Annotated in this window: 21 protein-coding genes, 2 rRNA genes and 2 pseudogenes; 15 read left to right on the forward strand and 10 right to left on the reverse strand. The window is 70.3% G+C overall.

Features of this window, described 5'->3' with window-relative positions; translation table 11 throughout:
- Window positions 1–31: 31 nt before the first annotated feature.
- Window positions 32–175, forward strand: a pseudogene (locus VED21_RS39060) (hypothetical protein); the annotation flags it as partial.
- A gap of 173 nt (window positions 176–348) precedes the next feature.
- Here VED21_RS39060 and VED21_RS34430 read toward each other — a convergent pair.
- Window positions 349–1,407 (reverse strand): annotated as a pseudogene (locus VED21_RS34430) (acetyl-CoA carboxylase biotin carboxylase subunit); the annotation flags it as partial.
- An 11-nt stretch (window positions 1,408–1,418) separates the two neighbouring features.
- Window positions 1,419–2,951, reverse strand: a complete 1,533-nt coding sequence (locus VED21_RS34435) for an acyl-CoA carboxylase subunit beta (RefSeq protein ID WP_324890434.1) — start codon at window positions 2,949–2,951, stop codon at window positions 1,419–1,421.
- A 220-nt stretch (window positions 2,952–3,171) separates the two neighbouring features.
- Here VED21_RS34435 and VED21_RS34440 point away from each other — a divergent pair, with 220 nt between their 5' ends.
- Entirely contained in the window at window positions 3,172–4,626 is a 1,455-nt protein-coding gene (locus VED21_RS34440; RefSeq protein WP_324890435.1) for a helix-turn-helix domain-containing protein, read from the forward strand.
- 208 nt (window positions 4,627–4,834) lie between these two features.
- Window positions 4,835–5,104 carry a type II toxin-antitoxin system RelE/ParE family toxin gene (locus tag VED21_RS34445; RefSeq protein ID WP_324890436.1) on the forward strand — a complete coding sequence of 90 codons (270 nt, stop codon included), beginning with the start codon at window positions 4,835–4,837 and terminating at the stop codon, window positions 5,102–5,104.
- Window positions 5,105–5,116: 12 nt separating this feature from the next.
- Here VED21_RS34445 and ade read toward each other — a convergent pair whose 3' ends face one another.
- The 4 genes from ade to VED21_RS34465 form a co-directional block, all read right to left on the reverse strand.
- Window positions 5,117–6,826: an adenine deaminase gene (gene ade, locus VED21_RS34450; protein ID WP_324890437.1), complete on the reverse strand. Its 1,710-nt coding sequence runs from the start codon at window positions 6,824–6,826 to the stop codon at window positions 5,117–5,119.
- Window positions 6,827–6,895: 69 nt separating this feature from the next.
- Window positions 6,896–7,786, reverse strand: a complete 891-nt coding sequence (locus VED21_RS34455; protein ID WP_324890438.1) for a DUF1176 domain-containing protein — start codon at window positions 7,784–7,786, stop codon at window positions 6,896–6,898.
- A 109-nt stretch (window positions 7,787–7,895) separates the two neighbouring features.
- Window positions 7,896–9,581, reverse strand: coding sequence for an ATP-binding protein (locus VED21_RS34460; protein WP_324890439.1), 1,686 nt, complete (start codon window positions 9,579–9,581; stop codon window positions 7,896–7,898).
- Between the two features lie 101 nt (window positions 9,582–9,682).
- Window positions 9,683–9,955: a hypothetical protein gene (locus VED21_RS34465; RefSeq protein WP_324890440.1), complete on the reverse strand. Its 273-nt coding sequence runs from the start codon at window positions 9,953–9,955 to the stop codon at window positions 9,683–9,685.
- A 258-nt stretch (window positions 9,956–10,213) separates the two neighbouring features.
- On the opposite strand from VED21_RS34465, the gene VED21_RS34470 reads away from it, so the two are divergent.
- The 12 genes from VED21_RS34470 to VED21_RS34525 all read left to right on the forward strand — a co-directional run bounded on the left by VED21_RS34470 (window position 10,214) and on the right by VED21_RS34525 (window position 21,433).
- Window positions 10,214–11,893 (forward strand): methyl-accepting chemotaxis protein, encoded by a 1,680-nt coding sequence (locus tag VED21_RS34470; RefSeq protein ID WP_324890441.1) that lies wholly within the window; start codon window positions 10,214–10,216, stop codon window positions 11,891–11,893.
- Window positions 11,894–12,040: 147 nt separating this feature from the next.
- Window positions 12,041–13,222: a nickel-dependent hydrogenase large subunit gene (locus tag VED21_RS34475; RefSeq protein ID WP_324890442.1), complete on the forward strand. Its 1,182-nt coding sequence runs from the start codon at window positions 12,041–12,043 to the stop codon at window positions 13,220–13,222.
- A 3-nt stretch (window positions 13,223–13,225) separates the two neighbouring features.
- Window positions 13,226–13,831, forward strand: a complete 606-nt coding sequence (locus VED21_RS34480; RefSeq protein ID WP_324890443.1) for a hypothetical protein — start codon at window positions 13,226–13,228, stop codon at window positions 13,829–13,831.
- A gap of 5 nt (window positions 13,832–13,836) precedes the next feature.
- The gene (gene hypA, locus VED21_RS34485) at window positions 13,837–14,178 is read left to right on the forward strand and encodes a hydrogenase maturation nickel metallochaperone HypA (protein ID WP_324890444.1); all 342 of its coding nucleotides are present in this window, start codon (window positions 13,837–13,839) and stop codon (window positions 14,176–14,178) included.
- Complete coding sequence (hypB, locus tag VED21_RS34490; RefSeq protein WP_324890445.1) at window positions 14,178–15,116, forward strand: hydrogenase nickel incorporation protein HypB; 939 nt, start codon at window positions 14,178–14,180, stop codon at window positions 15,114–15,116. Before hypA ends, hypB begins: the two co-directional genes overlap by 1 nt.
- Window positions 15,113–17,395: a carbamoyltransferase HypF gene (gene hypF / locus VED21_RS34495; RefSeq protein WP_324890446.1), complete on the forward strand. Its 2,283-nt coding sequence runs from the start codon at window positions 15,113–15,115 to the stop codon at window positions 17,393–17,395. Before hypB ends, hypF begins: the two co-directional genes overlap by 4 nt.
- Before the next feature lie 27 nt (window positions 17,396–17,422).
- A complete protein-coding gene (locus tag VED21_RS34500) occupies window positions 17,423–17,677 on the forward strand; it encodes a HypC/HybG/HupF family hydrogenase formation chaperone (RefSeq protein WP_324890447.1) in 255 nt (84 codons plus the stop codon).
- A 13-nt stretch (window positions 17,678–17,690) separates the two neighbouring features.
- Entirely contained in the window at window positions 17,691–17,906 is a 216-nt protein-coding gene (locus VED21_RS34505) for a hypothetical protein (RefSeq protein ID WP_324890448.1), read from the forward strand.
- Window positions 17,907–17,914: 8 nt separating this feature from the next.
- Complete coding sequence (locus VED21_RS34510; protein WP_324890449.1) at window positions 17,915–18,232, forward strand: type II toxin-antitoxin system RelE/ParE family toxin; 318 nt, start codon at window positions 17,915–17,917, stop codon at window positions 18,230–18,232.
- 52 nt (window positions 18,233–18,284) lie between these two features.
- On the forward strand, window positions 18,285–19,331 hold the full coding sequence (hypE, locus tag VED21_RS34515) for a hydrogenase expression/formation protein HypE (protein WP_324890450.1): 1,047 nt from the start codon (window positions 18,285–18,287) through the stop codon (window positions 19,329–19,331).
- A gap of 339 nt (window positions 19,332–19,670) precedes the next feature.
- A complete protein-coding gene (locus tag VED21_RS34520; RefSeq protein WP_324890451.1) occupies window positions 19,671–21,116 on the forward strand; it encodes a S41 family peptidase in 1,446 nt (481 codons plus the stop codon).
- A 95-nt stretch (window positions 21,117–21,211) separates the two neighbouring features.
- Window positions 21,212–21,433, forward strand: coding sequence for a hypothetical protein (locus VED21_RS34525; protein WP_324890452.1), 222 nt, complete (start codon window positions 21,212–21,214; stop codon window positions 21,431–21,433).
- A gap of 64 nt (window positions 21,434–21,497) precedes the next feature.
- On the opposite strand, the gene VED21_RS34530 is transcribed toward VED21_RS34525, so the two are convergent.
- From VED21_RS34530 to VED21_RS34545, 4 genes are all read right to left on the reverse strand, one after another.
- Window positions 21,498–21,722, reverse strand: coding sequence for a hypothetical protein (locus tag VED21_RS34530; RefSeq protein ID WP_324890453.1), 225 nt, complete (start codon window positions 21,720–21,722; stop codon window positions 21,498–21,500).
- Between the two features lie 550 nt (window positions 21,723–22,272).
- The gene (locus tag VED21_RS34535; protein WP_324890454.1) at window positions 22,273–23,934 is read right to left on the reverse strand and encodes a hypothetical protein; all 1,662 of its coding nucleotides are present in this window, start codon (window positions 23,932–23,934) and stop codon (window positions 22,273–22,275) included.
- A gap of 445 nt (window positions 23,935–24,379) precedes the next feature.
- Window positions 24,380–24,495 (reverse strand): 5S ribosomal RNA (gene rrf, locus VED21_RS34540).
- A gap of 102 nt (window positions 24,496–24,597) precedes the next feature.
- Window positions 24,598–24,739, reverse strand: a 23S ribosomal RNA gene (locus VED21_RS34545); the annotation flags it as partial.

Raw genomic sequence — 24,739 nt, forward strand, 5'->3', positions numbered from 1 at the left:
GCCGTTCCTCGACGCCGCCACCCGCAAGGCCATGGGCGAGCAGGCCGTGGCGCTGGCCAAGGCGGTGAACTACAAGTCCGCCGGCACCGACGAGTTCATCGCCGGCGCCGACCGCAGCTTCTACTTCCTCGAAATGAACACCCGCCTGCAGGTGGAGCACCCGGTCACCGAGCTGATCACCGGGCTCGATCTCGTCGAGCAGATGATCCGCTCGGCCTACGGCGAGAAACTGGCGTTCTCCCAGAAGGACCTGAAGATCAACGGCTGGGCCATCGAGAGCCGCATCTACGCCGAAGACCCCTACCGCAAGTTCCTCCCCTCCATCGGCCGCCTTGTTCGCTACGAGGCGCCGGTCGAGGGCAGGAAGTTGCGGAACGGGTCCTCGGCGTACACGCGGGACTCGATGGCCCAGCCGTGCAGCTTCACGTCCTCCTGGCGGATCGGCAGCTTCTCGCCCGCCGCCACGCGGATCATCAGCTCGACGAGGTCGAGGCCGGTGATCAGCTCGGTGACCGGGTGCTCCACCTGGAGGCGGGTGTTCATCTCCAGGAAGTAGAAGTTGCGCTCGCCGTCGACGATGAACTCGACGGTGCCGGCCGACTTGTAGTTCACCGCCCTGGCCAGCGCCACGGCCTGCTCGCCCATGGCCTTACGGGTGGCGGCGTCGAGGAACGGCGACGGGGCCTCCTCGATGACCTTCTGGTGGCGGCGCTGGATCGAGCACTCGCGCTCGCCCAGGTAGATCACGTTGCCGTGGCCGTCCGCCATCACCTGGATTTCGATGTGGCGCGGCTGCTGGATGTACTTCTCGACGAAGACGCGGTCATCGGCGAAGGAGCTGCGCGCCTCGTTCTGGGCGGAGCGGAAACCTTCCCGCGCCTCCTCGTCGTTCCAGGCCACGCGCATGCCCTTGCCGCCGCCGCCGGCCGAGGCCTTGATCATCACCGGATAGCCGATGTCGCGGGCGATGGTCACCGCCTCGCTGTCGTCGGCGATCACGCCCAGGTAGCCGGGCACGGTGGAGACGCCGGCTTCCTTGGCCAGCTTCTTCGACTCGATCTTGTCGCCCATCGCGTAGATGGCGTGGGCGTCCGGGCCGATGAAGGTCACGCCGGCCTCGGCCAGGGCCTTCTGGAACTCCTGCTTTTCCGACAGGAAGCCGTAGCCGGGGTGCACGGCCTGGGCGCCGGTCTTCTTGCAGGCCTCGACGATGCGGTCAATCTGCAGGTAGCTCTGCGCCGAGGGGGCGGCGCCGATGTGCACGGCCTCGTCGGCCATCTCGACGTGCAGGGCGTTCTTGTCCGCGTCGGAATAGACCGCGACCGTCTTGATGCCCATGCGGCGGGCGGTGCGGATGACGCGGCAGGCGATCTCGCCACGGTTGGCGATGAGGATCTTGGAAAACATGTGCGTCACCCTCAGAGCGGGATGTTGTCGTGCTTGCGCCAGGGGTTCTGCAGGCTCTTGTTCTTGAGCATGGCGAGCGCCTTGCAGATCCGGCGGCGGGTGCCGTGCGGCATGACCACGTCGTCGATGTAACCGCGCGAGGCGGCCACGAACGGGTTGGCGAACTTCTGCCGGTACTCTTCCGTGCGCGCCTCGATCTTGGCCTGGTCGCCGATGTCGGAGCGGAAGATGATCTCCACCGCGCCCTTCGGGCCCATCACCGCGATCTCCGCCGTCGGCCACGCCAGGTTCACGTCGCCGCGCAGGTGCTTGGAGGCCATCACGTCGTAGGCACCGCCGTAGGCCTTGCGGGTGATGACGGTGACCTTCGGCACGGTCGCTTCGGCGTAGGCGAACAGCAGCTTTGCACCGTGCTTGATGATGCCGCCGTACTCCTGCGAGGTGCCGGGCATGAAGCCGGGGACGTCGACGAAGGTGACGATCGGGATGTTGAAGGCGTCGCAGAAGCGCACGAAGCGCGCGGCCTTCTTCGACGACTCGATGTCCAGGCAGCCGGCCAGGACCATCGGCTGGTTGGCGACGAAGCCGACGGTCGAGCCGTTCATGCGGCCGAAGCCGATGATGATGTTCTTGGCGAAGTCGGGCTGCAGCTCGAAGAAGTCGCCCTCGTCCACGACCTTCAGGATCAGTTCCTTCATGTCGTAGGGCTTGTTCGGGTTCTCCGGCACCAGCGTGTCGAGCGAGGCATCGTCACGGTCCAGCGGGTCGGTGCACGGACGCTCCGGCGGCTGCTCCTTGTTGGAGGCCGGCAGGAAATCGACGAAGCGGCGCAGCTGCAAAAGCGCCTCCACGTCGTTCTCGAAGGCGAGGTCGGCGACGCCCGACTTGCTGGTGTGCGTGATCGCACCGCCCAGCTCCTCGGCCGTGACCACCTCGTGCGTGACCGTCTTCACCACGTCCGGGCCGGTCACGAACATGTAGGAGCTGTCCTTCACCATGAAGATGAAGTCGGTCATGGCCGGCGAGTACACCGCACCGCCGGCGCACGGGCCCATGATCAGCGAGATCTGCGGGATGACGCCCGAGGCCACCACGTTGCGCTGGAACACCTCGGCATAGCCGCCCAGCGACGCCACACCTTCCTGGATGCGCGCACCGCCCGAATCGTTCAGGCCGATGACGGGCGCGCCGACCTTCATGGCCTGGTCCATCATCTTGCAGATCTTCTCGGCGTGCGCCTCGGACAGCGAGCCGCCGAACACCGTGAAGTCCTGGCTGAACACGAAGACGAGGCGGCCGTTCACCGTGCCGTAGCCGGTGACGACGCCGTCACCGGGAACCTTCTGGCCTTCCATGCCGAAGTCGTTGCAGCGGTGCTCGACGAACATGTCCCACTCCTCGAAGGAGCCTTCGTCGAGGAACAGTTCGATGCGCTCGCGCGCGGTCAGCTTGCCCTTGGCGTGCTGCGAGGCGATGCGCTTCTCGCCGCCCCCCAGACGCGCGCCGGCGCGCATCGCTTCCAACTTGGCCAGAATCTCTTGCATCGGGCATTTCCCACTGTGAACGAGGTTCCGGCACCGCCGGAACGGGCGGTCCTATGCGCCCAGGAATGCCGCGATTATTCACAAACTTTGCAAAGGGGCAATCCAGCCGTCACAGAAAACGTGCGAACTTGCAAATTCCTTCGCCCGCGCCGATAGTGTGTTGCAAAGTTTGCGAAGACCCGACACCCCCGGCGCGCCCCGACACAATGCACCCGACACCATGCAGAAGAAACTCTTCCTCGGCTACAAGCTCCGCCGCCTGCGCGAGCAGCGCGGGCTGACCCAGGCCGCGCTGGCCAAGGCGCTCGACCTGTCGCCCTCCTACCTGAACCAGTTGGAGAACAACCAGCGCCCGCTGACCTTGGCGGTGCTGCTGAAGGTCAGCTCCGTGTTCGAAGTGGAGCTGACCAACTTCATCGAGGACGAGGAGGCGCGCCTCGTCTCCGACCTCAAGGAGGCCTTGGCCGACCCGCTGTTCACCGGCCCGCCGCCGACCACGGCGGAGCTGCGCAGCGTGGTGAACGCCTCGCCGGAGCTGGCGCGGCGCCTGCTGGGCCTGCACCAGGCCTACCAGAAGCTGACGGAACGGGTGCAAGGGCTGGCCGACAGCCTGTCGAACCAGGACCAGGCCGGCGACCTGACCGGCGCGCAGTTCCCGTACGAGGAGGTGCGCGACTACTTCCACTACTGCAACAACTACGTGGGCCCGCTGGACGAGGCGGCGGAGCTGCTGTGGGACCGGGAGAAGATCCACTCCGGCGCCGTGCTGAACGAACTGGCGGCGTACCTGAAGCGCCGGCACGACGTGCGCGTGAAGATCGTCGCCGATCCCGGCGCCGACGAGACGGCCATGCGCAGCTATGACGAGAGCACCGGCACGCTGCGCCTGTCGGCGCTGCTGAACGGCCCGTCGCGCGCCTTCCACATGGCGCACCAGATCGCGCTGCTGGGCCACGGCGACATCATCGAGGATCTGGTGGCGCAGGCGAATTTCTCCAGCGAGGACGCCAAGTCGATCTGCCGCGTGGGGCTCGCCAACTACTTCGCCGGCGCGCTGGTCATGCCCTACCGCGCCTTCGCCGCGCAGGCCCGCGCGCTGCGCCACGACGTAGAGGAGTTGCAAAGCCGCTTCGGCGCCAGCTTCGAGCAGGTCTGCCACCGGCTGTCCACGCTGCAGCGGCCGGGGGCGCGCGGCGTGCCCTTCTACTTCGTGCGGGTGGACATCGCCGGCAACATCACCAAGCGCCACTCCGCCACCCGCTTCCACTTCGCCCGTTTCGGCGGCGCCTGCCCCCTGTGGAACGTGCACGAGGCCTTCGCGCAGCCCGGCAAGATCCTGGTGCAGTTCGCCCGCATGCCCGACCGCACCACCTACATCGGCATCGCCCGCACGGTGACCAAGCGCGGCGGCGCCTACCTGCGCCCGTCGCGCCAGTTCGCCGTCGGCCTGGGCTGCGAGGCGAGCTACGCCAACGAGGTCGTCTATTCCGCCGGCATCGACATCCACAACGAGGAGGCGGCGGTGCCCATCGGCGTGAACTGCCGCATCTGCGAGCGCATGGACTGCCAGCAACGCGCCTTCCCGCCCATCGGCAGCCAGCTGTCGGTGGACGAACACCACCGCAGCTTCGTGCCGTACCTGTTCAACCAGGGGCGTAGGGTGGGGGTGGAGTAGGCGCTGCGCTCGACAATGCCGCAACCGGATGCCATGTTAAGCCCATGAGCCAAGCGCAACGCATAGCCGACGACAGCGAGGATCCGGAAATCACGCGGCTACGCGCCGCGGTTGAGGAAGCCCGGTCTGCCGACTCTGTCCCGCACGAGCGCGTGCGGGAGTGGTTGCTCGACCTTGCGCAGGGCAAGAAGGCGCCACCCCCCCTGCCGTGAAGGTCGTTTGGAAAACGCCGGCGCTCCGCGACGTGGAAGCTCATGTCGGCTACCTCGCGGAGGTCAATCCGATCGCTGCACGCGAACTTGCCATCACTCTTTTCACCGTTGGCGACAGCCTTTCCGCGCTTCCGCTGCGGGGCCGGCGCGGGCGCATCCCAGGCACGAGGGAATTGCTGGCGGCGGCGCCCTACGTGATCGTCTATGAGGTCGGCACCGACACCGTATCGATCCTGCGCGTCTGGCACGGCAAGCTCTTGGCGTAAGAAGGCCGCTCTTTACGCGTCCACCAGCTCGAACCGGTCGACGTCCACCAGCCCCATGTCGGTGATCTTCAGGTGCGGGATCACCGGCAGCGGCAGGAAGGCCAGCTGCAGGAACGGCTCGGCCAGTGGGCAGCCCATGGCGCGCACGGAGGCGCGCAGGTCCTTCAACTCGCGTTCCACCGTCTCGAAGGGGTTCAGGCTCATCAGGCCGGCCAGCGGCAGCGCGATCTCGCCGATGACGTGGCCGTTGCGCACCGCCACGAAGCCGCCCTGAAGCTCGATCAGGCGGTTGACGGCGATCGCCATGTCGGCGTCCGAGGCGCCGACCACGCACACGTTGTGGCTGTCGTGCCCGACCGAGGAGGCGATGGCGCCCTCGGCGAAGCCGAAGCCGCGCACGAAGCCGCGGCCGACGTTGCGGTTGCTGCCGTGCCGGGCGAAGACGCAGACCTTCAGGATGTCGCGGTCCGGGTCGGCCACCGCCTCGCCACGGCGTTGCGGCACCTCCAGCGTCAGGCGCTCGGTGATGATCTTGCCGGGCAGCACGCCGATGACCGGCCGCGCCGACGGCCCCTCCGGCACGCGGAAGTCCTCCACCCGCACGGGATCCAGGCGCACCGAGTCCAGCCCCACCGGATCGACCGGCCCCCGCCCCGCGAACGTCTCGGCGCTCACCACGGCACCGCCCTTGATGACGGTGTTGACCGCGCAGTCCTCCAGGTCGTCGAGCAGGACGAGGTCGGCGCGCTGGCCCGGCGCCACCAGACCGCGGTCGAACAGCCCGAAGCCGCGCGCCGCCGACCACGTCGCCGCGCGGTAGACGTGCGCCACCGGCGCGCCCAGCTTGATGGCCGCGCGGATCAGGTGGTCCATGTGCCCCTCCTCGGCGATGTCGAGGGGGTTGCGGTCGTCGGTGCAGAAGCCGAGGAAGGGCGAGGTCTCCGGCCCGATCACCCCGGCCAGCGCGTGCACGTCCTTGGACACGGACCCGTCACGGATCAGCACCTGCATGCCCTTGCGCAGCTTCTCCCACGCCTCGTCGGCGCTGGTGGTCTCGTGGCAGTTGCGCACGCCGCACGACAGGTAGGCGTTCAGCTCCCGCCCGCGCACCAGCGGGGCGTGCCCGTCGATGTGCCGGTCCTGGAAGGCGGCCAGCTTGTCCAGCACCGCCGGCAGCTTGGCGAAGACGCCGGGGAAGTTCATGAACTCGGCCAGACCCAGCACGTGCGGATGGTCGCGGTAGCGGACGAGGTCGTCCGCCTCCAGCCGCGCGCCCGATGTTTCCAGGTCGGTGGCGGGGACGCAGGAGGACAGCTGGACGCGCAGGTCCAGAGCCATGCGCCCGGCACTCTCCAGGAAATAGGTCAGCCCGCGTTCGCCCAGAACGTTGCAGATCTCGTGCGGGTCGCAGATGGCGGTGGTGGTGCCGCGCGGCAGGACGCAGCGGTCGAACTCGAACGGCGTGACGCAGGTGGACTCGCAGTGCACGTGCGTGTCGATGAAGCCGGGAACGACGGTCAGGCCCCGCCCGTCGATCTCCCGCACGCCGTCGTAGGACTCGTAGGTGCCGACGATGCGGTCGCCGCAGATGGCGATGTCGCCTTCGGCGATCTCGCCGGTGGCGACGTTGAGGAAGCGCGTGTCCTTGATGACCAGATCGGCCCGGGCGCGTCCCAGCGCCTGGTCGATCCGCCGCATGAGTTCCTGCCGGCCGCCCGTCATCGCCGCCCTCCCCGTCTGCCTTGACCTAAGGTGGCGAGTGCGGCGGAGGCGGTCAATCGCGCGGGCGGGCTACCGGTACGTCTTCGTCACCGTGGTGTTCGGCGCCCAGTCCTTGCCGTCGCAGGCCGGCTTGGCGATGCGCTTGACGAGGCGCAGCGCCGCGGCGTCGGCGCGGTAGGTCCAGCGGTTGCCGCAGTCGCCGCTGCCGCGCGCCTGCTCGAACACCTCGATCTGGTTGCCGGCGACCGACGGGATGCCCAGCGGCGTGGCGTGCGGATCGGACTTCAGCGCGCCGGCCTTGTCCAGCACGTCGACCGCGGCGCGGGTGATCCTCCCCGCCTTGGGATCGAGCAGGTAGGGCGCGGCCGCGCACTGGTAGGCGAAGCAGTCGGTCGGCACCATCGCCACCATGCGCCCGTCGGCCAGCGCCCCGATGAAGGTGAAGCCGGCGTAGCGCTCGTAGGTGGACAGGAACTCGTCCGGCGCCTCGGGCGGCGGGTTGGGGTCGGGCTGCTGCGTGGTCGCCACGTAGGCGACGAAGGCCGCCGCCTCCTCCGCCTGGGCGCCGGACTCCGTCAGCGGGTCGATGGGCCGTGCGGCAGCCAGGGCCGCCTGGGTGGCGCGCGGGCCGGCCTTGACGATCAGCATGCGCAGCCAGGAATCGTAGGCGCGGAACAGCGGCTTGACGTCGGTGGGGTCCTTCAGCAGCCCGTCGCGCCCGGCCTGCCAGCGCCAGTGCTCCGCCCGCAGCGCGTCCGCCTCGCCCGGCCGGTTCTCGCGGGCCAGCGTGTAGGCCCGCGTCACCATCCGGTCGAGGCTGGCCAGCGCCGGGTCGTCGCACAGCGCCTTGTCGGCGCGCGAGGCGGGGCGGGCGCAATCGTAGCCGGGGGCCTGGGCGTGCGCGGAGAACGGCAGCGCCATGAGGGTGGCGAGGAGCGAAGCGGCGATCGACAGGCGCATGATGGGGTCTGGTGCCGGGGGCTGTTGCCGGGGATTGGGGCGACAGGACACCCGCTTCGCCCCTCCCTGTCAACCGTGCGCTGTCGGCCGTGCGCTGTCGCGGTGCAGGTCAGGCCGCGTCCGCCGCCACGGGCAGGTAGACGCGCACGGTGGTCCCCTGCCCCTCCGCGCTTTCGATCTCCATGTCCCCGCCGTGCAGGTCGACGAAGGAGCGCACCAGCGGCAGCCCCAGGCCGGTGCCGCCGGCCCGGCGCGACAGATGGCTGTCCACCTGCCCGAAGGGCTGCATGGCCAGCTCGATTCCCTCCGCACTCATGCCGATGCCGGTGTCGCTCACCTCGGCCAGCACGCGCGCGGCGTCGGCGGGACGGACGCTCAGCCGCACGCGCCCGCCCTCGGGCGTGAACTTGACGGCGTTGGACAGCAGGTTGAGCAGGATCTGCTTGACCCGCACGCCGTCGGCCAGCACCGGCGGCGTGTCGTCGGCGACCTCCGCCTGCAGGTCGATGCCGCCGTCGAAGGCGCGCTCGCGGATCAGCATGACCGAGCTTTCGACCGCGTCGCGCATGTCCATGGGCTGGGCGTGGATCTCGAACTTGCCGGCCTCGATCTTGGCGACGTCGAGGATGTCGTTGATGACGGCCAGCAGGTGCCCCGACGACTTGACGATGACCCGCGCGTATTCCTGGTACTTGGGATTGCCCAGCGGGCCGACCAGCTGGCTCTCCATCATCGAGGCGAAGCCGATGATGGCGTTCAGGGGCGTGCGCAGCTCGTGGCTCATGTTCGCCAGGAACTCCGACTTGGCGCGGTTGGCCAGTTCCGCCTGTTCCTTGGCGCGCAGCATGTCGAGCGTGCGCTCCTCGACGCGCATCTCCAGCTCGTCGTGCGCCTGGCGCAGCGCGCGCTCCATCCGCTTGCGGCGGGTGATGTCCTGGCCGACGCAGATGACGGCGGCGCCGTCGCCCCCGGCCTCCGGCAGGCGGTTCATGTTCCACAGGATGACGCGCTCGGCCCCGGCCGGGTCGTGCCCCGCGTGCTCGAAGTTGCGGATCTCCCGCCCGGCCTTGGCGACGGTGAGCTGGTAGGCGAAGGAGCCGTCCGGCGGCTCGTCGATCAGCTCCCGCCATGATTGGCCGACGGGCCAGCCGCCGAACGCGCGTTCCGCCTCGCGGTTGGCTTCCACCACCATGCCGTCGGCGTCCAGCACCAGGATGATGCTGCCCGCCGTCTGGATGAGGGAACGGAAGCGCGCTTCGCTGGCGCGCAGCTCGCCCTCCCGGCGCTTGATGTCGGTGATGTCGGCGATGGAGCCCGCCATGCGATAGGCCCGCCCGTCCGGCCCGCGCAACGCCAGCCCGCGCGACAGCACCCAGCGATAGGCGCCGTCGGGGCCGGCCACCCGGTACTCCGCCTCGAACTGGTCGGTCAGGCCCTTGAGGTGCTCGGCCACCTTGGCCTCATAGCCGGCGCGGTCGTCGGGATGGACGATCTTCAGCCATTCGTGCGTGTTGGTGTGCAGCGTGTCGCTGTCGAAGCCGATGATCGACAGGAGGCGGGCGGACAGGAACAGCGCCTTGGTGACCGGGTTCCAGTCCCACAGCCCGTCGTTGGGGCCGCGCATGACCAGGGTCAGCAGCTCCTCGCGGTCGCGCAGGCGCGCCTTGCTGGCGCGCAGGTCGGCCAGGGACGCTGCGGCGGCGGCCCGTTCCGCCTCCAGCTCGGCCACGCGGCGCTCCAGCCGCAGGATGCGCTCCTCCGCCGATTCCGCGCCCTGGGCCACCGGTTCCGCCACCCCGCGCCGCTCCCCTTGCCGGCGTTATTGTTGCCGTATGCTAACGAACGTCCCCGATGGCGCGCAAGAGCCACTCCGGGCAGGGCGCCGGGTGGGTGCCGCTATGTCCGGGCGTTTTCCTTCATGCAGTCGACGGCGGCGTGCAGGCGGTCGAGCTTTTCCAGTTTCGCCCGGTCTTCCGGCGGCAGCGCGGCGGTGTCCAGGTTGGCATGGCGGCGCAGCACCTCCACCGCGTCCAGGATGGTGCCGAGCTGCCGGCCATACGACCCGAGCTCGCGGGTGATGCGCACCTCCAGTTGCGGATCGGCGGATGCACCCACATTGATGGTCGGGCTGAACCACGACAGATGGTCGAGCCAGCCGTTCTGCGACACGTTCCCGCTCGGGAACTGAAAATACGGACCCCACACCCAGGAACTCATGACGACACCCTGCACCCGTTATTCGAGTGCCCCGATGGTGCCAGATCAACTTTCCGATGGGAAGCGTTGCGCATTACGACGCGGTGGGCGCGACGAAAGGCGCTCCCTCCGCTTGTTGCGCACCATCGCTTAAAACTGCTACCTTCCCGCGCACAATTCTTTCGCTTACGGCAATAGACCGAAGCGGTCACGCACGTGGGAGTTTTGCGCATGGGGGGCCTGTTCAGCCGGCTGAGCTTCAACCAGAAGCTCGTCGTCCTCAACATCGTCGGCACGATCGTCAGCTGTTCGGCCATCGTCGTCATGGCGCTCTACTTCGTGTCCAACGAACTGAAGGAGCTGGAGATTGCCCGGCAGGAGACCAACATGAAGGTCGCCCTGGCGGTGCTGAACCCGCTGAACGAACCCTATTCGCTGATCAACGGCAAGCTGGCGGTCGGCAGCCGCGTGGTCGAAGGCTCCTTCGACGTGGTCGACAAGGTCAGCGGCGCGCTGAACGGCCTGACGGTCACCATGACCCGCGGCGACGAGCGCATCGCCACCACGCTGAAGAACCCCGACGGCAGCCGCCCCATCGGCTCGAGGATCTCGGAGGCCGTCTCCCAGCAGGTGATCGGCCGCGGCCAAGCGTATGTGGGCGAGGCGATGGTGCGCGACGTGCTGTACATCCTCAGCTACGTGCCGCTGAAGGACACCGCCGGCAAGACCATCGGCACCATCGCCGTCGGCATGCCGAAGGGCGAGTTCTATGAGATGGTCACCGCGCTGGGCTGGCGCATCGCCATGATCGCCACGCTGATCGGCATCGCCCTGGTCGTGCTGACCTTCTACTACGTCAAGTCGCAGCTGCGCGCCCTGCACGGCCTCGTCGACGTGATGGGGGCGCTGTCGCGCAAGGACTTCGCGGTCACCGTCAACGACACCGACCGCACGGACGAGATCGGCGACATCGCCCGCGCCGTCGCCCATTTCAAGGACTCCCTCGGCCACGCGGACGAGCTGGACCGCCGCCAGCGCGAGGGCGAGGCCGAGCAGGCCCGCCGTCGCGCGGAGATCGACCGCGCGACGCAGAGCTTCGCCGGCAACATCGACGTGGTGGTGCGCGCCGTCACCGAATCCGCCAACCGCATGCGCGGCAACGCCGAGCGGCTGTCGCGCAACGCCGAGGAGACGCAGGCCGCGGTGACCACCGTGTCCGCCGCGTCCGAGCAGGCCTCCGCCAACGTCGAGACGGTGGCGGCGGCGGCCGAGGAGCTGTCGGCCTCCATCGGCGAGATCAGCCGCCACGTGGGCGAGGCGACGCAGGTCGCCGACCGCGCCGTCAGCGAGGCGCAGGAGACGAACACCACCGTGCAGGGCCTGGCCGACGCCGCGCAGAAGATCGGCGACGTGGTGAACCTGATCAACGACATCGCCAGCCAGACCAACCTGCTGGCGCTGAACGCCACCATCGAGGCGGCGCGCGCGGGCGAGGCCGGCAAGGGCTTTGCCGTCGTGGCGCAGGAGGTGAAGAACCTCGCCAACCAGACCGCCAAGGCGACCGAGGACATCCAGAACCAGGTCGGCGCCATCCAGGGCGAGACGCAGCGCGCGGTGGGCGCCATCTCCGCCATCGTCGACACCATCCGCCGCATCAGCGAGATCACCACCACGGTCGCCGCCGCGGTGGAGCAGCAGGGGGCCGCGACCAGCGAGATCGCCCGCAACGTGCAGCAGGCCTCCACCGGCACGCGTTCGGTCACCGGCAGCATCGGCGAGGTCTCCCGCCAAGCCCAGAGCACCGGCGCCAGCGCGGAGGAACTGCTGGCCGCCGCCAAGGCGCTGCTCGGCGAATCGCAGAAGCTGGGCAACGAGGTGAACGGCTTCCTGTCCATCGTCCGGCGCGGCTGAACGGCCCGCATCCCCAACGCGACGGCGCCCTTCGGGGCGCCGTTTCCGTATTCGCACCTGCCCGATCGGGTGGTGCGGCCTTGATGCACATCAGTGTAGCCTGCCCCGGTTCCATCAGAATGGCCGGCCTGAGAGGGGCTACCGGGCATGAGCATGACCGCCGGGATCGAGGGCGCGGTGACCGTCCACCTGACGGTGGCGGGCGGCACCGTGCGCGCCGCGCGGGTCGCCGTGCAGCGCCCGACCTCAGCGGCCGGGGCGCTGGCAGGCCGCACGGTGGCAGAGGCGCTGCGCCTCTTGCCGCTGCTCTACAGCGTCTGCGGCATGGGCCAGGGCGTGGCGGCGGTGGAGGCGTGCGAGGCGGCGCTCGGCGCGGCACCCGACGCTCCCCACCGGGCGGCCCGCACGCTGCTGGTGCTGGGCGAGACGGCGGGCAGCCACGCGTGGCAGGCCTGCATGGACTGGCCGCGCCTGCTGGGCGAGGCACCGCGCCCGCAGGACCTCGCCCCGTTGCGCGCGGCCGTGTCGGCGCTGGTGCCTGCCCTGTATCCGCAGCGCGATGCCATCACCCCCGGCGGCGGCACGCTGCGTCCCGATACGGCGGCCCTCGCCGCCGCGATCGACCGCCTGCGCGCCGGGATCGGCCACGCTGTCTTCGGCGGCGCGCCGGCCCTTGAAACACCAAACGATTTCGCCGCCTGGGCTGCCGACGGCGCCACGCCCACCGCCCGGCTGCTGGCGAAGGTCCTGACGCCGGACCTCGCGGGGTTCGGCGGCTGCGACGTCGCCGCCCTGCCCGACCTGCCGCCCTCCTGGTTCGCCGAGCGGCTGGCGGCCGATCCCGGCTTCTCCGCCCGTCCGCACCGGGACGGCGCCCCGGCCCTCACCGGGCCGCTGGCGCGCACCGCGGACCACCCGCTGGTGGCGGCGCTGGTCACACGGTCCGGTGCCGGGCTTGCCGCGCACTTCGCCGCCCGGCTGGTCGAACTGGCCGGCTTGCCGGACCGCATGGCGGCGCTGCTGGACCGGCTGGAACCCGCCGGCCCGGCACCGGCACGGGGCGACCGCGGCACCGGGGCCGGAGCGGTGGAAACGGCGCGCGGCCGGCTGGCGCATTGGGTGCGCATCGCCGACGGACGGATGGCCGACTACCGCACCGTGGCGCCGACCGAGTGGAACTTTGCCGCCGACGGGCCGCTGGCGCGCGGCCTCACCAGCGCCCTGGCCGGTGTCGATCCGGCCGGAGGCGACTTGGCCGGCCGGGCGGCGCTGCTGGTGGCGGCGCTGGATCCCTGCGTGCGCGCCGCCGTCACGGTGGAGGAGGCCTAGGCCATGCCGCGCCGCAACCGCGTCACCCCGTTCGGCGAAGCGGTCGCCGTTCCCGCACGCGGCGCCTGGATGGGCAACCGTGGCTGCCTGCACGACGAGCACGGCGCCATCCGCCGCAACTGGACCACGCGGGCCTGGATCTGCTGCCTTCTGTCCTTCAAGGGGCGCCGCCGCCCGCTGATGCAGCCGGGGCTGTACACGGAGCTGTTCTTCCTGGACGAGGCCACGGCGCTGGCCGCCGGGCACCGCCCCTGCGCCGAGTGCCGCCGTGCCGATTTCACCCGCTTCCGCGCCCACTGGGCGCGCGGCAACGGCCTCGATGCCCCACCCCGTGCGCCGGAGCTGGACGCCCGCCTGCACACCGAGCGGATCGATCCCGCCACCCGCGCCCGCCGTCTGCACCCGCTGCCGGCGAACCTGCCGGATGGCGCGTTCGTGGCGCGTGGCGTGGATGCCTTCCTGGCGGCCGGAGGCCGGCTGCACCGCTGGTCACCCGACGGCTACGCCGACGCCGGCCCGCTGGCGGACGCGGCGGGCTTCGCGCTGCTGACGCCGCCCTCCATCGTCGCGGCGCTGGCCGACGGCTACCGGCCGCAGATGGGGCTCTGACCGGCATGCACGAGATGGCGCTCAGCCAGGGCATCGTCGACGTGATCCGCGAACAGGCGGAGGCGCAGGGCTTCCGCACGGTGAGAACCGTGCGCCTCGTCATCGGCCGCCTATCGCACGTGGAGCCGGAGGCGATAGAGTTCGGCTTCGACGTCGTCAGCCGCGGCACGCCGGCCGAAGGGGCACGGCTGGAGATCGAGCGGCCGCCCGGACAGGCCTTCTGCACGGCGTGCGCGAAAACGGTGGAGATTGCCGAACGTTACGCCCCCTGCCCGGAGTGCGGCGGGCACCAATGGGTCCTCACCGACGGCGAGCAGATGCGGATCAAGGAACTGGAGGTGGAGTGATGTGCACGGTCTGCGGCTGCGGCGACGGCGAAACCAGGATCGAGGGCCAGGGGCAAGGCCGGGACGAGGGCCATGTCCATCACCATGAGCACGAGCACGTGCTGCCCGACGGCACGGTGATCCGCCACACGCACGACCATGCCGGCCACAGCCACGCGCAAGCGCATGTCCACGACCATGGGCATGGGCATGACCACGGGCACGACCACGGCGGGGGCACGCTGCACTACGGCCACGGCGCCGCCGGCGCCTCGGTACCGGGCATGAGCCAGACGCGGCTGGTGCGGATCGAGCAGGACATCCTGGCCAAGAACGACAGCTTCGCCGCCGTCAACCGCCAGCTCTTCGCCGCCAAAGGGGTGTTCGTCCTGAACCTCATGTCCAGCCCCGGTTCGGGCAAGACGACGCTGCTGGCGCGCACGCTGACCGACCTGAAGGGCCGCTTCCCCGTGGCGGTGATCGAGGGCGACCAGCAGACCTCCTTCGACGCCGACCGCATCCGCGCCACCGGTGCGCGCGCCATCCAGATCAACACCGGCAAGGGCTGCCACCTGGACGCCCAGATGATCACCCAGGCGGTGGGCGGCCTGGGCGTGGCCGACGACAGCGTGCTGTTCATCGAGAACGTCGGCAACCTCGTCTGCCCCGCCGGCTTCGACCTGGGCGAGGCGCGCAAGGTCGTCGTCCTGTCGGTGACGGAGGGCGAGGACAAGCCGCTGAAGTACCCCAATATGTTCGCCGCCGCCGACCTGCTGCTGGTCACCAAGGTCGACCTGCTGCCGCACCTGACCTTCGACGTGGAGCGGATGATCGGCTACGCCCGCCAGCTCAAGCCCGGGCTGGAGGTGATGCAGGTCTCCTCCACCACCGGCCAGGGCCTGGACGCGTGGTACACCTGGATCGACGCCGGGCTGGCGAAGGCCAGACGGCGGGCATGACGGCCGTCCCGCAGCGCGTCCGCGTGCGTGTGCGCGGCCGGGTGCAGGGGGTGGGCTTCCGCCCCACCGTGCACGCGCTGGCGCGCCGGCACGGCCTGTCCGGCTGGGTGCTGAACGACGGCGAGGGCGTGCTGCTGGAGGCGCAAGGGCCGGACACCGCTGGCTTCCTCGCGGCGCTGAAGGCCGAACCGCCGCCGCTCGCCCGCATCGACGCGGTGGAGGTGGAAGCGGTGGCGCCCCTGGCCGGCGAGGCCGGTTTCGCCATCCGCGCCAGCGACACCGGCCGCGCCGTCACCACCGCCGTCACCGCCGACGCCGCCATCTGCCCCGCCTGCCTGGGCGAGCTGTTCGACCCGGCCGACCGCCGGTACCGCTACCCGTTCCTCAACTGCACGCACTGCGGGCCGCGCTTCACCATCACCCGCCGCCTGCCCTACGACCGGCCGCAGACGTCCATGGCCGCCTTCCCGCTGTGCCCGGAGTGCGAGCGCGAATACCACGATCCCGGCGACCGCCGCTTCCACGCCCAGCCCACCGCCTGCCCCGGCTGCGGCCCGCGCCTGTCGCACCCGGTGGAGGAGGTTCTGGCGGCGCTGAGGGCCGGGAAGATCGTCGCCATCAAGGGGCTGGGCGGCTTCCATCTGGCCTGCGACGCCTTCGACCACGGGGCGGTCGCGCGCCTGCGCCGCGTCAAGCAGCGCAACGGCAAGCCCTTCGCCCTGATGGTCGCCAACACCGCCTCCGCGCGGCGGTTCGCGCACGTCGGGGTGGAGGAGCGCGCGCTGCTGGAGGGCACCGCGCGGCCGATCGTGCTGCTGCGGCGGCGCGACGACGCGCCGGTGCTCGCCCCGGACATCGCGCCCGACCTCGCGTGGCTGGGCGTGATGCTGCCCTACACGCCAATCCACTACCTGCTGTTCCACGAGGGCGCCGGGCGGCCGGACGGCACCGCGTGGCTGGACCAGCCGCAGGACCTCACCCTGGTCATGACCTCCGCCAACCCCGGCGGCGAGCCTCTGGCCATCGGCAACGGCGAGGCGCACCGCCGCCTTGCCGGCATCGCCGACCTGATCGTGGACCATGACCGCGACATCCTCGTGCGCGCCGACGATTCGGTGATGCGGGTGGTGGCCGGAGCACCCGCCTACCTGCGCCGCGGGCGCGGCAGCGTGCCGGACCCGATCCGCTTGGCCGCCGCCGTGCCGCCGCTGCTGGCGGTGGGCGGGCACCTGAAGAACACCGTCTGCGTCGCCCGCGGCGCCGAGGCATTCCTGTCGCAGCACGTCGGCGACCTGGACAACGCCGCCACCGTCGGCTTCCTGGAGGAGGCGGCCGAACACCTGCTGCACATCCTGGAGGTGACGCCGGTCGCCGTCGCGCACGACCTGCACCCCGACTTCCAATCCACCCGCTTCGCCGAGCGGCTTGCCGAACAGCTGGGCCTGCCCGCCATTCCCGTGCAGCACCACCACGCGCACGTCGCCGCCGTGCTGGCCGAACACGGCATCGAGGGGCCGGCGGTCGGCCTCGCGCTCGACGGCTTCGGCCTGGGCGCCGACGGCGGCGCCTGGGGCGGGGAGATGCTGTACGTGGACGGCGCCCGGTTCGAGCGCCTGGGCCACCTCGCCCCGCTGGCCCAGCCCGGCGGCGACGCGGCGGCGCGCCAGCCCTGGCGCATGGCGGCGGCGGCGCTGGTGCGCCTGGGACGGTCGTCGGAGATCGCCGCCCGCTTCGCCGCGCACGGACCGGCGGACGGTGTGCGGCGGATGATCGAGAACGGCGTGAACGCGCCCCTCACCTCGTCGTGCGGGCGCTGGTTCGACGCGGCTTGCGGGTTGCTGGGCGTGCGCGCCGTCGCCGGGTTCGAGGGCGAGGCGCCGATGGCGCTGGAATCGCTGGTCCGCGCGCCGCGCGCGGCGGACGGCGCATGGCGGGTGGAGGGCAGGCGCATCGAAGGCGGTGTGCTTGACCTGGCACCACTGCTTGAAAGACTGTTGCAGATCAATGCGGCGGACGGTGCCGACCTGTTCCATGGCACGCTGGTGGCGGCGCTGGTGGATTGGGCGATGCCGGTGCTGGAGCGCCATGGTTTCGGCCGCATCGCGCTGTCCGGCGGCTGCCTGATGAACGCCGTGCTGGCGGAGGGGCTGGCGGCGGGGTTCGCGGAACGCGGCGTCGCGGCGCTGCTGCCACGTCAGGCTCCGGCCAACGACGGCGGCCTGAGCCTGGGGCAGGCCTGGGTCGCCGCGCAAAGTTTGAGCCCGGTTTGTTTGAGTTAGATTTGTGAGCCAGGGAGGAAGGTACCGATGTGTCTCGCCGTGCCCGCCCGCGTCGTCGAACTGCTGGACGACGACCGCGCCACCGTCAACCTGGGCGGGGTGAAGACCACCATCTCCCTGGCCCTGGTCGAGGACGTGGCCATCGACGACTACGTGATCGTCCACGTCGGCTACGCCATCAACAAGCTCGACCCCGCCGAGGCCGAACGCACGCTGGCGCTGCTGGCCGAGGCCGGCATGACGCAATCGGGGGATGCCGTTGCCGGTGCTCCGGCCGCGTGATAGCCTTTCTGCCATGACCAAGCTGCGGCCACAGCCCGAGCGTCCCGCCGAATGGGACCCCGTCTACGGTGACAAGGAGGCTTTCCTGAAGGCCGTCCAGGAGGGAGTCGCGTCGGCCGACGCCGGGCTTCTGGTCGATGACGAGGACGTGTGGGCCTGGGTCGATTCCTGGGGCAGTGAGAACGAGCTTTCGATGCCGGTGCCGAAGGCCCGGCGCACTGCCGGCTGAAACCGGGCGTGCGGCGGGTCGGCTGGACTCCTGAGGCCATCCACGCTCTTGCGGATATCCGCGCCTACACGCTCCGCACCCGTGGAGCGTCGGCTGCCCAAGACATCGTCGGTCGCCTGCGCCGGGCCACCCGCATTCTGCACGAACATCCACGGATCGGTCGGGCCGGCGCGGAGCCAGGCACGCGCGAACTTCCCGGTGTTCATCCCTTCGTAATCGTCTATCGAACCAGGGAAGACACGCCCGATCACCCTGGAAGCATCGAAATCCTGCGCATCTGGCACGGCGCGCAGGACCGCGTACCTGACGATCCGCCGGCCGGGTGATACACTCCCGCCCCTTTCCCTCTCCCCACTTCGATAAAGCGTGCATCCCGCCATGACCACCGGCCGCCTGTTCACCCGCAAGCTCGACCTCGCCAACGGCGCCGTGGACATGAGCCACGGATCCGGCGGCAAGGCGATGGCCCAGCTCGTGCGCGAGCTGTTCGCCGCAGCCTTCTCCAACCCGCTGCTCGACCAGGGCAACGACCAGGCGGCCTTCGACGTGCCGGCCGGGCGCATGGTGGTGACGACCGACGGCTTCGTCGTCTCGCCGCTGTTCTTCCCCGGCGGCGACATCGGCGCGCTGGCCGTGCACGGCACCGTCAACGACGTGGCGATGGCCGGTGCCAAGCCGCTCTACCTCACCGCCGGCTTCATCCTGGAGGAGGGGTTCCCGCTGGCCGACCTCCAGCGCATCGTCCACAGCATGGCGGTCGCCGCGCGCGAGGCCGGCGTGTCCATCGTGACCGGCGACACCAAGGTGGTGGAGCGCGGCAAGGGCGACGGCGTGTTCATCACCACCACCGGCTTCGGCGTCGTGCCGCCGGGCGTGGCGCCGTCGGGCGACCGGGCTCGCCCCGGCGACGTCATCCTGGTCAGCGGCACCATGGGCGACCACGGCGTGGCCATCATGTCGACCCGCGAGAACCTGAGCTTCGAAACCGCCATCGTCTCCGACGCGGCGTCGCTGCACGGGCTGGTCGCCGGCATGGTGGCGGCGGTGCCGGACGTGCATGTGCTGCGCGACCCGACTCGCGGCGGCCTCGCCACCACGCTCAACGAGATCGCGCACCAGTCGCGCGTCGGCATGCTGCTGCGCGAGGCCGACATCCCCGTGCGCGGCGAGGTGGCGGCGGCGTGCGAGCTGCTCGGCCTCGATCCCCTCTACGTCGCCAACGAAGGCAAGCTCATCGCCATCTGCGCCGCCGAAGACGCGCAGCGCCTGCTGGACGCCATGCGCGCGCATCCGCTGGGGCGTGACGCCGCGATGGTCGGCACGGTGCACGAGGATCCGCACCACTTCGTGCAGATGGAGACGCGTTTCGGCGGCAAGCGCATCGTCGACTGGCTGTCGGGCGAACAGCTGCCGCGCATCTGCTGATGCCGCCCCGATGGATAGTCCCGATTGTTCTTTCGTCAGAAATCCACCAATGCGGGCAGGCAAACCGGCGTTCCATCCCCATCTTCGTTGCGGGCCGGAGTTCCGGGACAAGGAGTTCCAGGATATGGAGTTCCAGGACATGGCCCGGGGCCGGGCGCGAGCGCGGCCCGCGCCAAATTGAGATCGGGTGTGCGGCATGCTAACGTGCTGTACGGAGACCGCCCCTCCAGCGCGGCGCGTTTGATCGCGCGCAAGCCGTGGAATGGCGAAACGCTGATATAGTGGCGTCGTATGAATTTGCTTGTGCCGGCCGAGCCGGCGGGTCGAGAGGGGCGCAGGATGGCGAGACTGCTGGTGGCGCTGTTGCTGCTGTTGGTGGCCACGGGCACCGCCTGCGCGGTGGCGCCGGCCGGCCGCGCCGACATCGGCGCAGCGCTCGACCGCTACCGCCATGAATTCGCCAAGGTGCGCAGCAGCGGAACCCTGCCCTCCACGGGCGACCGCAACTACGTGCTGTTCGCCGACGTGATGCGCCGGGTGCTGGCGGAATACGTGAAGCCGATGGACCCGCAGGTGCTGGTCGACAAGGCGCTCACCGGGCTGCACAAGAAGAAGAAGGAAGACCCTCAGTCCAACGACCGTGCCCTCACCGAAGCGGCGCTGGACACGATGCTGAGCGGCCTCGACCCCTATTCCAGCTTCCTCGATTCCGAGCATTTCCGCTACATGCGCGAACAGACGCAGGGCGAGTTCGGCGGCCTGGGCATCGAAGTGACGATGGACGAGGAGAGCGGGCTGGTCCGCGTCGTCTCGCCCATCGACGGCTCGCCCGCCGCGCGCGCCGGCCTGCGCACCGGCGACCTGATCGCCCGCATCGACGAGCACCCGGTCAAGGGGCTGAACCTGCGCGACGCCGTGGCCCGCATGCGCGGCCCCGTCGGCACCTCGGTGGCGCTGACGCTGCAGCGCGCCAGCGGCCAGAACCCGTTCCGCGTGGCGCTGACCCGCGCCATCGTCAAGATCCAGCCGGTGCGCTACCGCCTGGAAGGCGACGTCGCCTTCATCCGCATCGCCACCTTCAACCAGCAGACCGCGCACGCGCTGGACGAGGCGGTGGAGGACCTGCGCCGGCAGGCCGGCGGCCGGCTGGCCGGCGCGGTGCTGGACCTGCGCAACAACCCCGGCGGCCTGCTCGACCAAGCGGTCAACGTCGCCGACCGGTTCCTGGAGGCGGTGGACATCGTCTCCGTGCGTGGCCGCGACCCGGACGAAAACCGCCGCTACTCCGGCACGCCGGGCGACCTGATGGCGGGTCTGCCGCTGGTCGTGCTGGTCAACAGCGGCTCCGCCTCGGCGTCGGAGATCGTCGCCGGCGCCCTGCAGGACCACAGCCGGGCGCTGCTGTTCGGGGCGCGCAGCTACGGCAAGGGGTCGGTGCAGACCATATCGTCGCTGTCCGGCGACGTCGGCATCCGGCTGACCACGGCACGCTACTTCCGCCCGTCGGGGGCGCTGGTGGACTGCTTCGGCGTCACGCCGAACCTGGAGATCAAGCCGGCCATGCCGGTCACCAACGGCGGCCCGCCGCCGGAGGAGATGCACGCCGATCCCGCCGCCTGCGACCCGCATGCGCCGCCGCCGCCCAACCCGCGGGCCTGGAAGATGGACGAACTGTGCCCCGACGTCGCCGGAGTGCCCGCCAAGCCGGAGGCCGACCGCCCGCTGGAATGCGCCGTTGCCGCCATCCGCACCCGCCTGATGGGAACGCTGATCGGCCGCCAGTAGGCCGGGAAACCTTCGCCGGGAAACCTTCGGCGGGAAACCTTCGGCGGGTCTGCCGCGTTGAGGTTGGGAACGCGCCGGATCCCGCGGAGGACGCCATGTGCCGCCTGCCCATCCTCGTCGCACTCGCCGCCCTGCTGGCCGGCTGCTCCGGCGCCGCGCCACCGCCCCAGGTCGCCGACGCCGATTGCCGCACCCGCGCCGAACGCGCCGCGGCCGAGGATTTCCGCGCCTACACCCGCGACCGTGTCGCGGAGGGCTTGGCCATCGTCGACAGCCCGCTGGTGTACGAGGACATCCACGAACGCGCCTGCGACTGATCAGGGCGGGGAGCGCCCCGAGCAGGCCGGCGCCTCGGCCCGCCCTGCCCGGGTGCGTCCATCGTCAGGCCGCGGCGCGGCGGGCGGCCACCTTCTTGGCGATACGCCGCAGGTCCTGCGCCGCGCGGTCGGCCACGCGTTGCGCGTCGACAAGGGAGTCGGTGAGGTCGCCGATGTCCGGCGCGATCTCTCCCGCCGCGTCGGACATGTCGTCCAGCGCCTTCGCCGCCGTCTCGATCAGGCTGATGACAAGCCCTTCCGGGCCTTGAGCGTTGTCGTAACCGGCCATCCGAACCTTCCTTTGGGATGCGTGGGTCAACGCCGGGATGCGGCGCCGATCTTCCGTCCGATCGGCGCCGCACGCAATGCCCATGTTGCAGCGCACGCAAACCCGAGACCCCGGAAACGGCCCCCGGCCCTAACGGCCGCCGCTCCCGCCACCGGCCCCACCGGATCCGGCGCCGCCGGAGCCCGCACCACCAGGACCACCGCCGCGACCGCCCATGCCGCTCTCGCTGCCGGCCCCGCCCGACACCCCGGCGCCGCTGCTGCTGGCGGCCGGGCCCGTGGCCCCGCCGCTGCTGGCGCCCGACATGCCGCTGTTGCTTCCGCCTCCCATCTGACCGCAGGCGGCAACGCTCAAGCCAAGCGCCAGCACGAAAAACAATCGGCCCATATCACTCTCTCCCACGTGTTGCACCTGCATCGACCGTGGCCCAGGGATCGTATGGGTCAAGGCGCATAGCCCTTCTGTGTCGCCACTCCTGCCACTTGCGGGTGGCCCCGGTGCCGGAGAACATTCGCGCGGAGAGTGTTCGGGTTGATGCCGCGTCCGCCCCTCAGCCGCCCGGAGCGAGGACCAGCACGTCCACGCTGCTCAGCGTCCGCACGTTCAGCGTGGCGACGGCCACGCCCGCCCCTGCCCCGCTGCCGTCGGCGTCGAAGGACAGCACGCCGGTGCGCGTGTCGAACACGAACTGCGCATCGGCCGAGGTCGGATGGTCGAGCGCGAAGTGCCGCGCCGACAGCGTGCCGACCGGAATGGCACCGAAATTCGGCCCGACGACCGCGATCCTGTCCACCCCGGCGTCGAAATCACCGATGACGTCGCCGGCCGCCGATGGGCTGCCGACCTCGAACACGTCGGCGCCCAGCCCGCCGTACAGCGTGTCGGCGCCCAGGTTGCCGACGAGCACGTCGTTGCCCTGGCCGCCGAACAGGATATCCCCGCCCTGGCCGCCATACAGCGTATCGGCCCCCTGGTTGCCGTACAGCGCGTCCACGCCGGTGTTGCCGTACAGCACGTCACCGCCGGCACCGCCGAACGCCGTGTCGTTCCCGGCGCCCAGGGCCATGCTCTGGACCATCGCGTCGCCGCTCCAGACGTTGTCGCCAGCCCCGCCGGTCAGCGTGGCGGCACCGGCTACGGCCACGAAGTCGACGCCGTCGATCTGCAGAACCGGTGCCGACGCCTGCGTGCGGACGTCGACGACCAGGGCCCGGGCCGAAGCGCCGCTGCCTGCAAAGGCGAGCACCGGCCCGGACTCCCCGCCGGCAGTAACCGACACCGTTCGGACCGTCAGGCCGGTGGCGCCAAGGCGATCGAGGAAGCCGTCGGCCGCCTGCCCCAGCGTGGTCGCGGTCGCGGCATCGCCGGCAATGGCCATGGCCTGCGCCAACAGGGCGGAACGGGCCCCGCCGCCGCTCTGCGGCCGCTCCGTGCCGGTTGCCGTGACGCGGTGGGCCGCCGGCACCGCTATGGTGAGGGTCCCGGAGTCGGTCACGCCCGGCAGCAGGGACACCAGCGTGGAGCCGGCACCCGCCCCGGCTTCCGGGGGCACGAGGACGGCGATCCTCGTGGCCTCGCCGCCGCCGGAGGTGGTCGTGACGGTGATGGTGCGCCCGCCGATGGTCTGCGTGGCGGTGCTGATCGTGACCGGATCGGAACCGTCGGTTCCGCCTCCCGATCCGCCCCCTGATCCGCCGGCATTGCGCGGCGTGTAGCGGATGGTGGCCGTCCCGTCCGCGCTGAACACGGGCGTGAAGGTCCCGTCGAAGTCGCCGACCAGGAAGACGCCGTCCACCCACTCATCACCGTTGAAGAAGCTCAGCGCGGTGACGCCGTCGAAGCTGTCCACCTCAACCCGGCTCACGGTCACGGTGGTCTTGATGGTGTCGTTCGGCTTGTAGTCGACGATCATGTCCTCGATGCTGACGTTGCAGAAGCAGTCCTCGTCATCATCGTCGCCGCCGACCAGCGTGTCGGCCCCCAGACCACCGGACAGGATGTCGGCGCCATCGCCGCCAATCAGCAGGTCGCCGCCGAGGCCGCCGAACAGGGTGTCGTCACCCGAAGCGCCGCTCAGCGCGTCGTTGCCCGCGTCGCCATCCTCGATGTCGTTTCCGTCACCGCCGTTCACGACGTCATCGCCGCCGCCGCCACTCAACGTCTCATCCCCGGTACCGCCGATCACCGGCGTTCCCACCGCGTCTGCCGCCATGGCTTTATCCCTTCACCCTATCAAAGCGCGAATTGTCATTTTATGCGCAATGAAGGGTTGCCGTCGCAATCCGGCCATGTCCAGCCCGACATTCGGCCAGCTATGGGGCGGCCAGAGATGGGGCGGCCAGAGATGGGCGGGCCAGAGATGGGGCGGCCAGAGATGGACGGGCCAGAGGTGCGGGTGCAGAAACGCCAGCGACCTCCGCCTCCACCTCGGAGGAGGAGAGAACCCTTCCGGGCACGCGGGATCGGGAGGTTGCGGCTTTGATGATCGAGGGTTGCACAAACACGGCAACCGCCGCCCGCCTGGAAAGCGGCGCACGCGAAAACGCGCCTGTTCCCAGCGCCCTTGATTTGGGGGGACCGGCAAGGCGTTTGCGTGTTGGGGGGGAGGTCTGTGAGGAGGGTTTGTTTTCTCGATCGGGGGCATGCGCGGCTGGAAGACCTGGCGGCGACCTACTCTCCCACGTCTTAAGACGCAGTACCATGGGCGCTGAAGGATTTCACGGCCGAGTTCGGGATGGGATCGGGTGTTGGGGCCTTCGCCATGACCACCAGGTCATCCAGGCGCGCACGCGGCCGATCGAGATGTGAAAGCGACGAGGTTCTTGCGGCGGTTGGTTTTGAGCGGGCTTGCTGCTGCGCGCGGCCCATGCACGCACAGATCAAGCCGATCGAGTGATTAGTACCGGTAAGCTTCAGGCGTTGCCGCCCGTCCACACCCGGCCTATCGACGTGGTGGTCTACCACGGCTCTCGGGGAGGTCTGGTTTAGAGGTGGGTTTCCCGCTTAGATGCTTTCAG

Source organism: Azospirillum sp. (genome assembly GCF_035627195.1).
Lineage (GTDB): Bacteria > Pseudomonadota > Alphaproteobacteria > Azospirillales > Azospirillaceae > Azospirillum.

Excerpts from the sequence above, each read along its gene's own strand:
- ade (WP_324890437.1), bottom strand. The coding sequence starts at position 6,826 with ATGACGGGCGGCCGGCAGGAACTCATGCGGCGGATCGACCAGGCGCTG.
- VED21_RS34525 (WP_324890452.1), top strand. The coding sequence starts at position 21,212 with ATGTGCCGCCTGCCCATCCTCGTCGCACTCGCCGCCCTGCTGGCCGGC.
- hypE (WP_324890450.1), top strand. The coding sequence starts at position 18,285 with ATGACCACCGGCCGCCTGTTCACCCGCAAGCTCGACCTCGCCAACGGC.
- VED21_RS34455 (WP_324890438.1), bottom strand. The coding sequence starts at position 7,786 with ATGCGCCTGTCGATCGCCGCTTCGCTCCTCGCCACCCTCATGGCGCTG.
- hypB (WP_324890445.1), top strand. The coding sequence starts at position 14,178 with ATGTGCACGGTCTGCGGCTGCGGCGACGGCGAAACCAGGATCGAGGGC.
- hypF (WP_324890446.1), top strand. The coding sequence starts at position 15,113 with ATGACGGCCGTCCCGCAGCGCGTCCGCGTGCGTGTGCGCGGCCGGGTG.
- VED21_RS34475 (WP_324890442.1), top strand. The coding sequence starts at position 12,041 with ATGAGCATGACCGCCGGGATCGAGGGCGCGGTGACCGTCCACCTGACG.
- VED21_RS34535 (WP_324890454.1), bottom strand. The coding sequence starts at position 23,934 with ATGGCGGCAGACGCGGTGGGAACGCCGGTGATCGGCGGTACCGGGGAT.
- VED21_RS34435 (WP_324890434.1), bottom strand. The coding sequence starts at position 2,951 with ATGCAAGAGATTCTGGCCAAGTTGGAAGCGATGCGCGCCGGCGCGCGT.
- VED21_RS34500 (WP_324890447.1), top strand. The coding sequence starts at position 17,423 with ATGTGTCTCGCCGTGCCCGCCCGCGTCGTCGAACTGCTGGACGACGAC.
- hypA (WP_324890444.1), top strand. The coding sequence starts at position 13,837 with ATGCACGAGATGGCGCTCAGCCAGGGCATCGTCGACGTGATCCGCGAA.
- VED21_RS34530 (WP_324890453.1), bottom strand. The coding sequence starts at position 21,722 with ATGGCCGGTTACGACAACGCTCAAGGCCCGGAAGGGCTTGTCATCAGC.
- VED21_RS34505 (WP_324890448.1), top strand. The coding sequence starts at position 17,691 with ATGACCAAGCTGCGGCCACAGCCCGAGCGTCCCGCCGAATGGGACCCC.
- VED21_RS34520 (WP_324890451.1), top strand. The coding sequence starts at position 19,671 with ATGGCGAGACTGCTGGTGGCGCTGTTGCTGCTGTTGGTGGCCACGGGC.
- VED21_RS34440 (WP_324890435.1), top strand. The coding sequence starts at position 3,172 with ATGCAGAAGAAACTCTTCCTCGGCTACAAGCTCCGCCGCCTGCGCGAG.
- VED21_RS34480 (WP_324890443.1), top strand. The coding sequence starts at position 13,226 with ATGCCGCGCCGCAACCGCGTCACCCCGTTCGGCGAAGCGGTCGCCGTT.
- VED21_RS34470 (WP_324890441.1), top strand. The coding sequence starts at position 10,214 with ATGGGGGGCCTGTTCAGCCGGCTGAGCTTCAACCAGAAGCTCGTCGTC.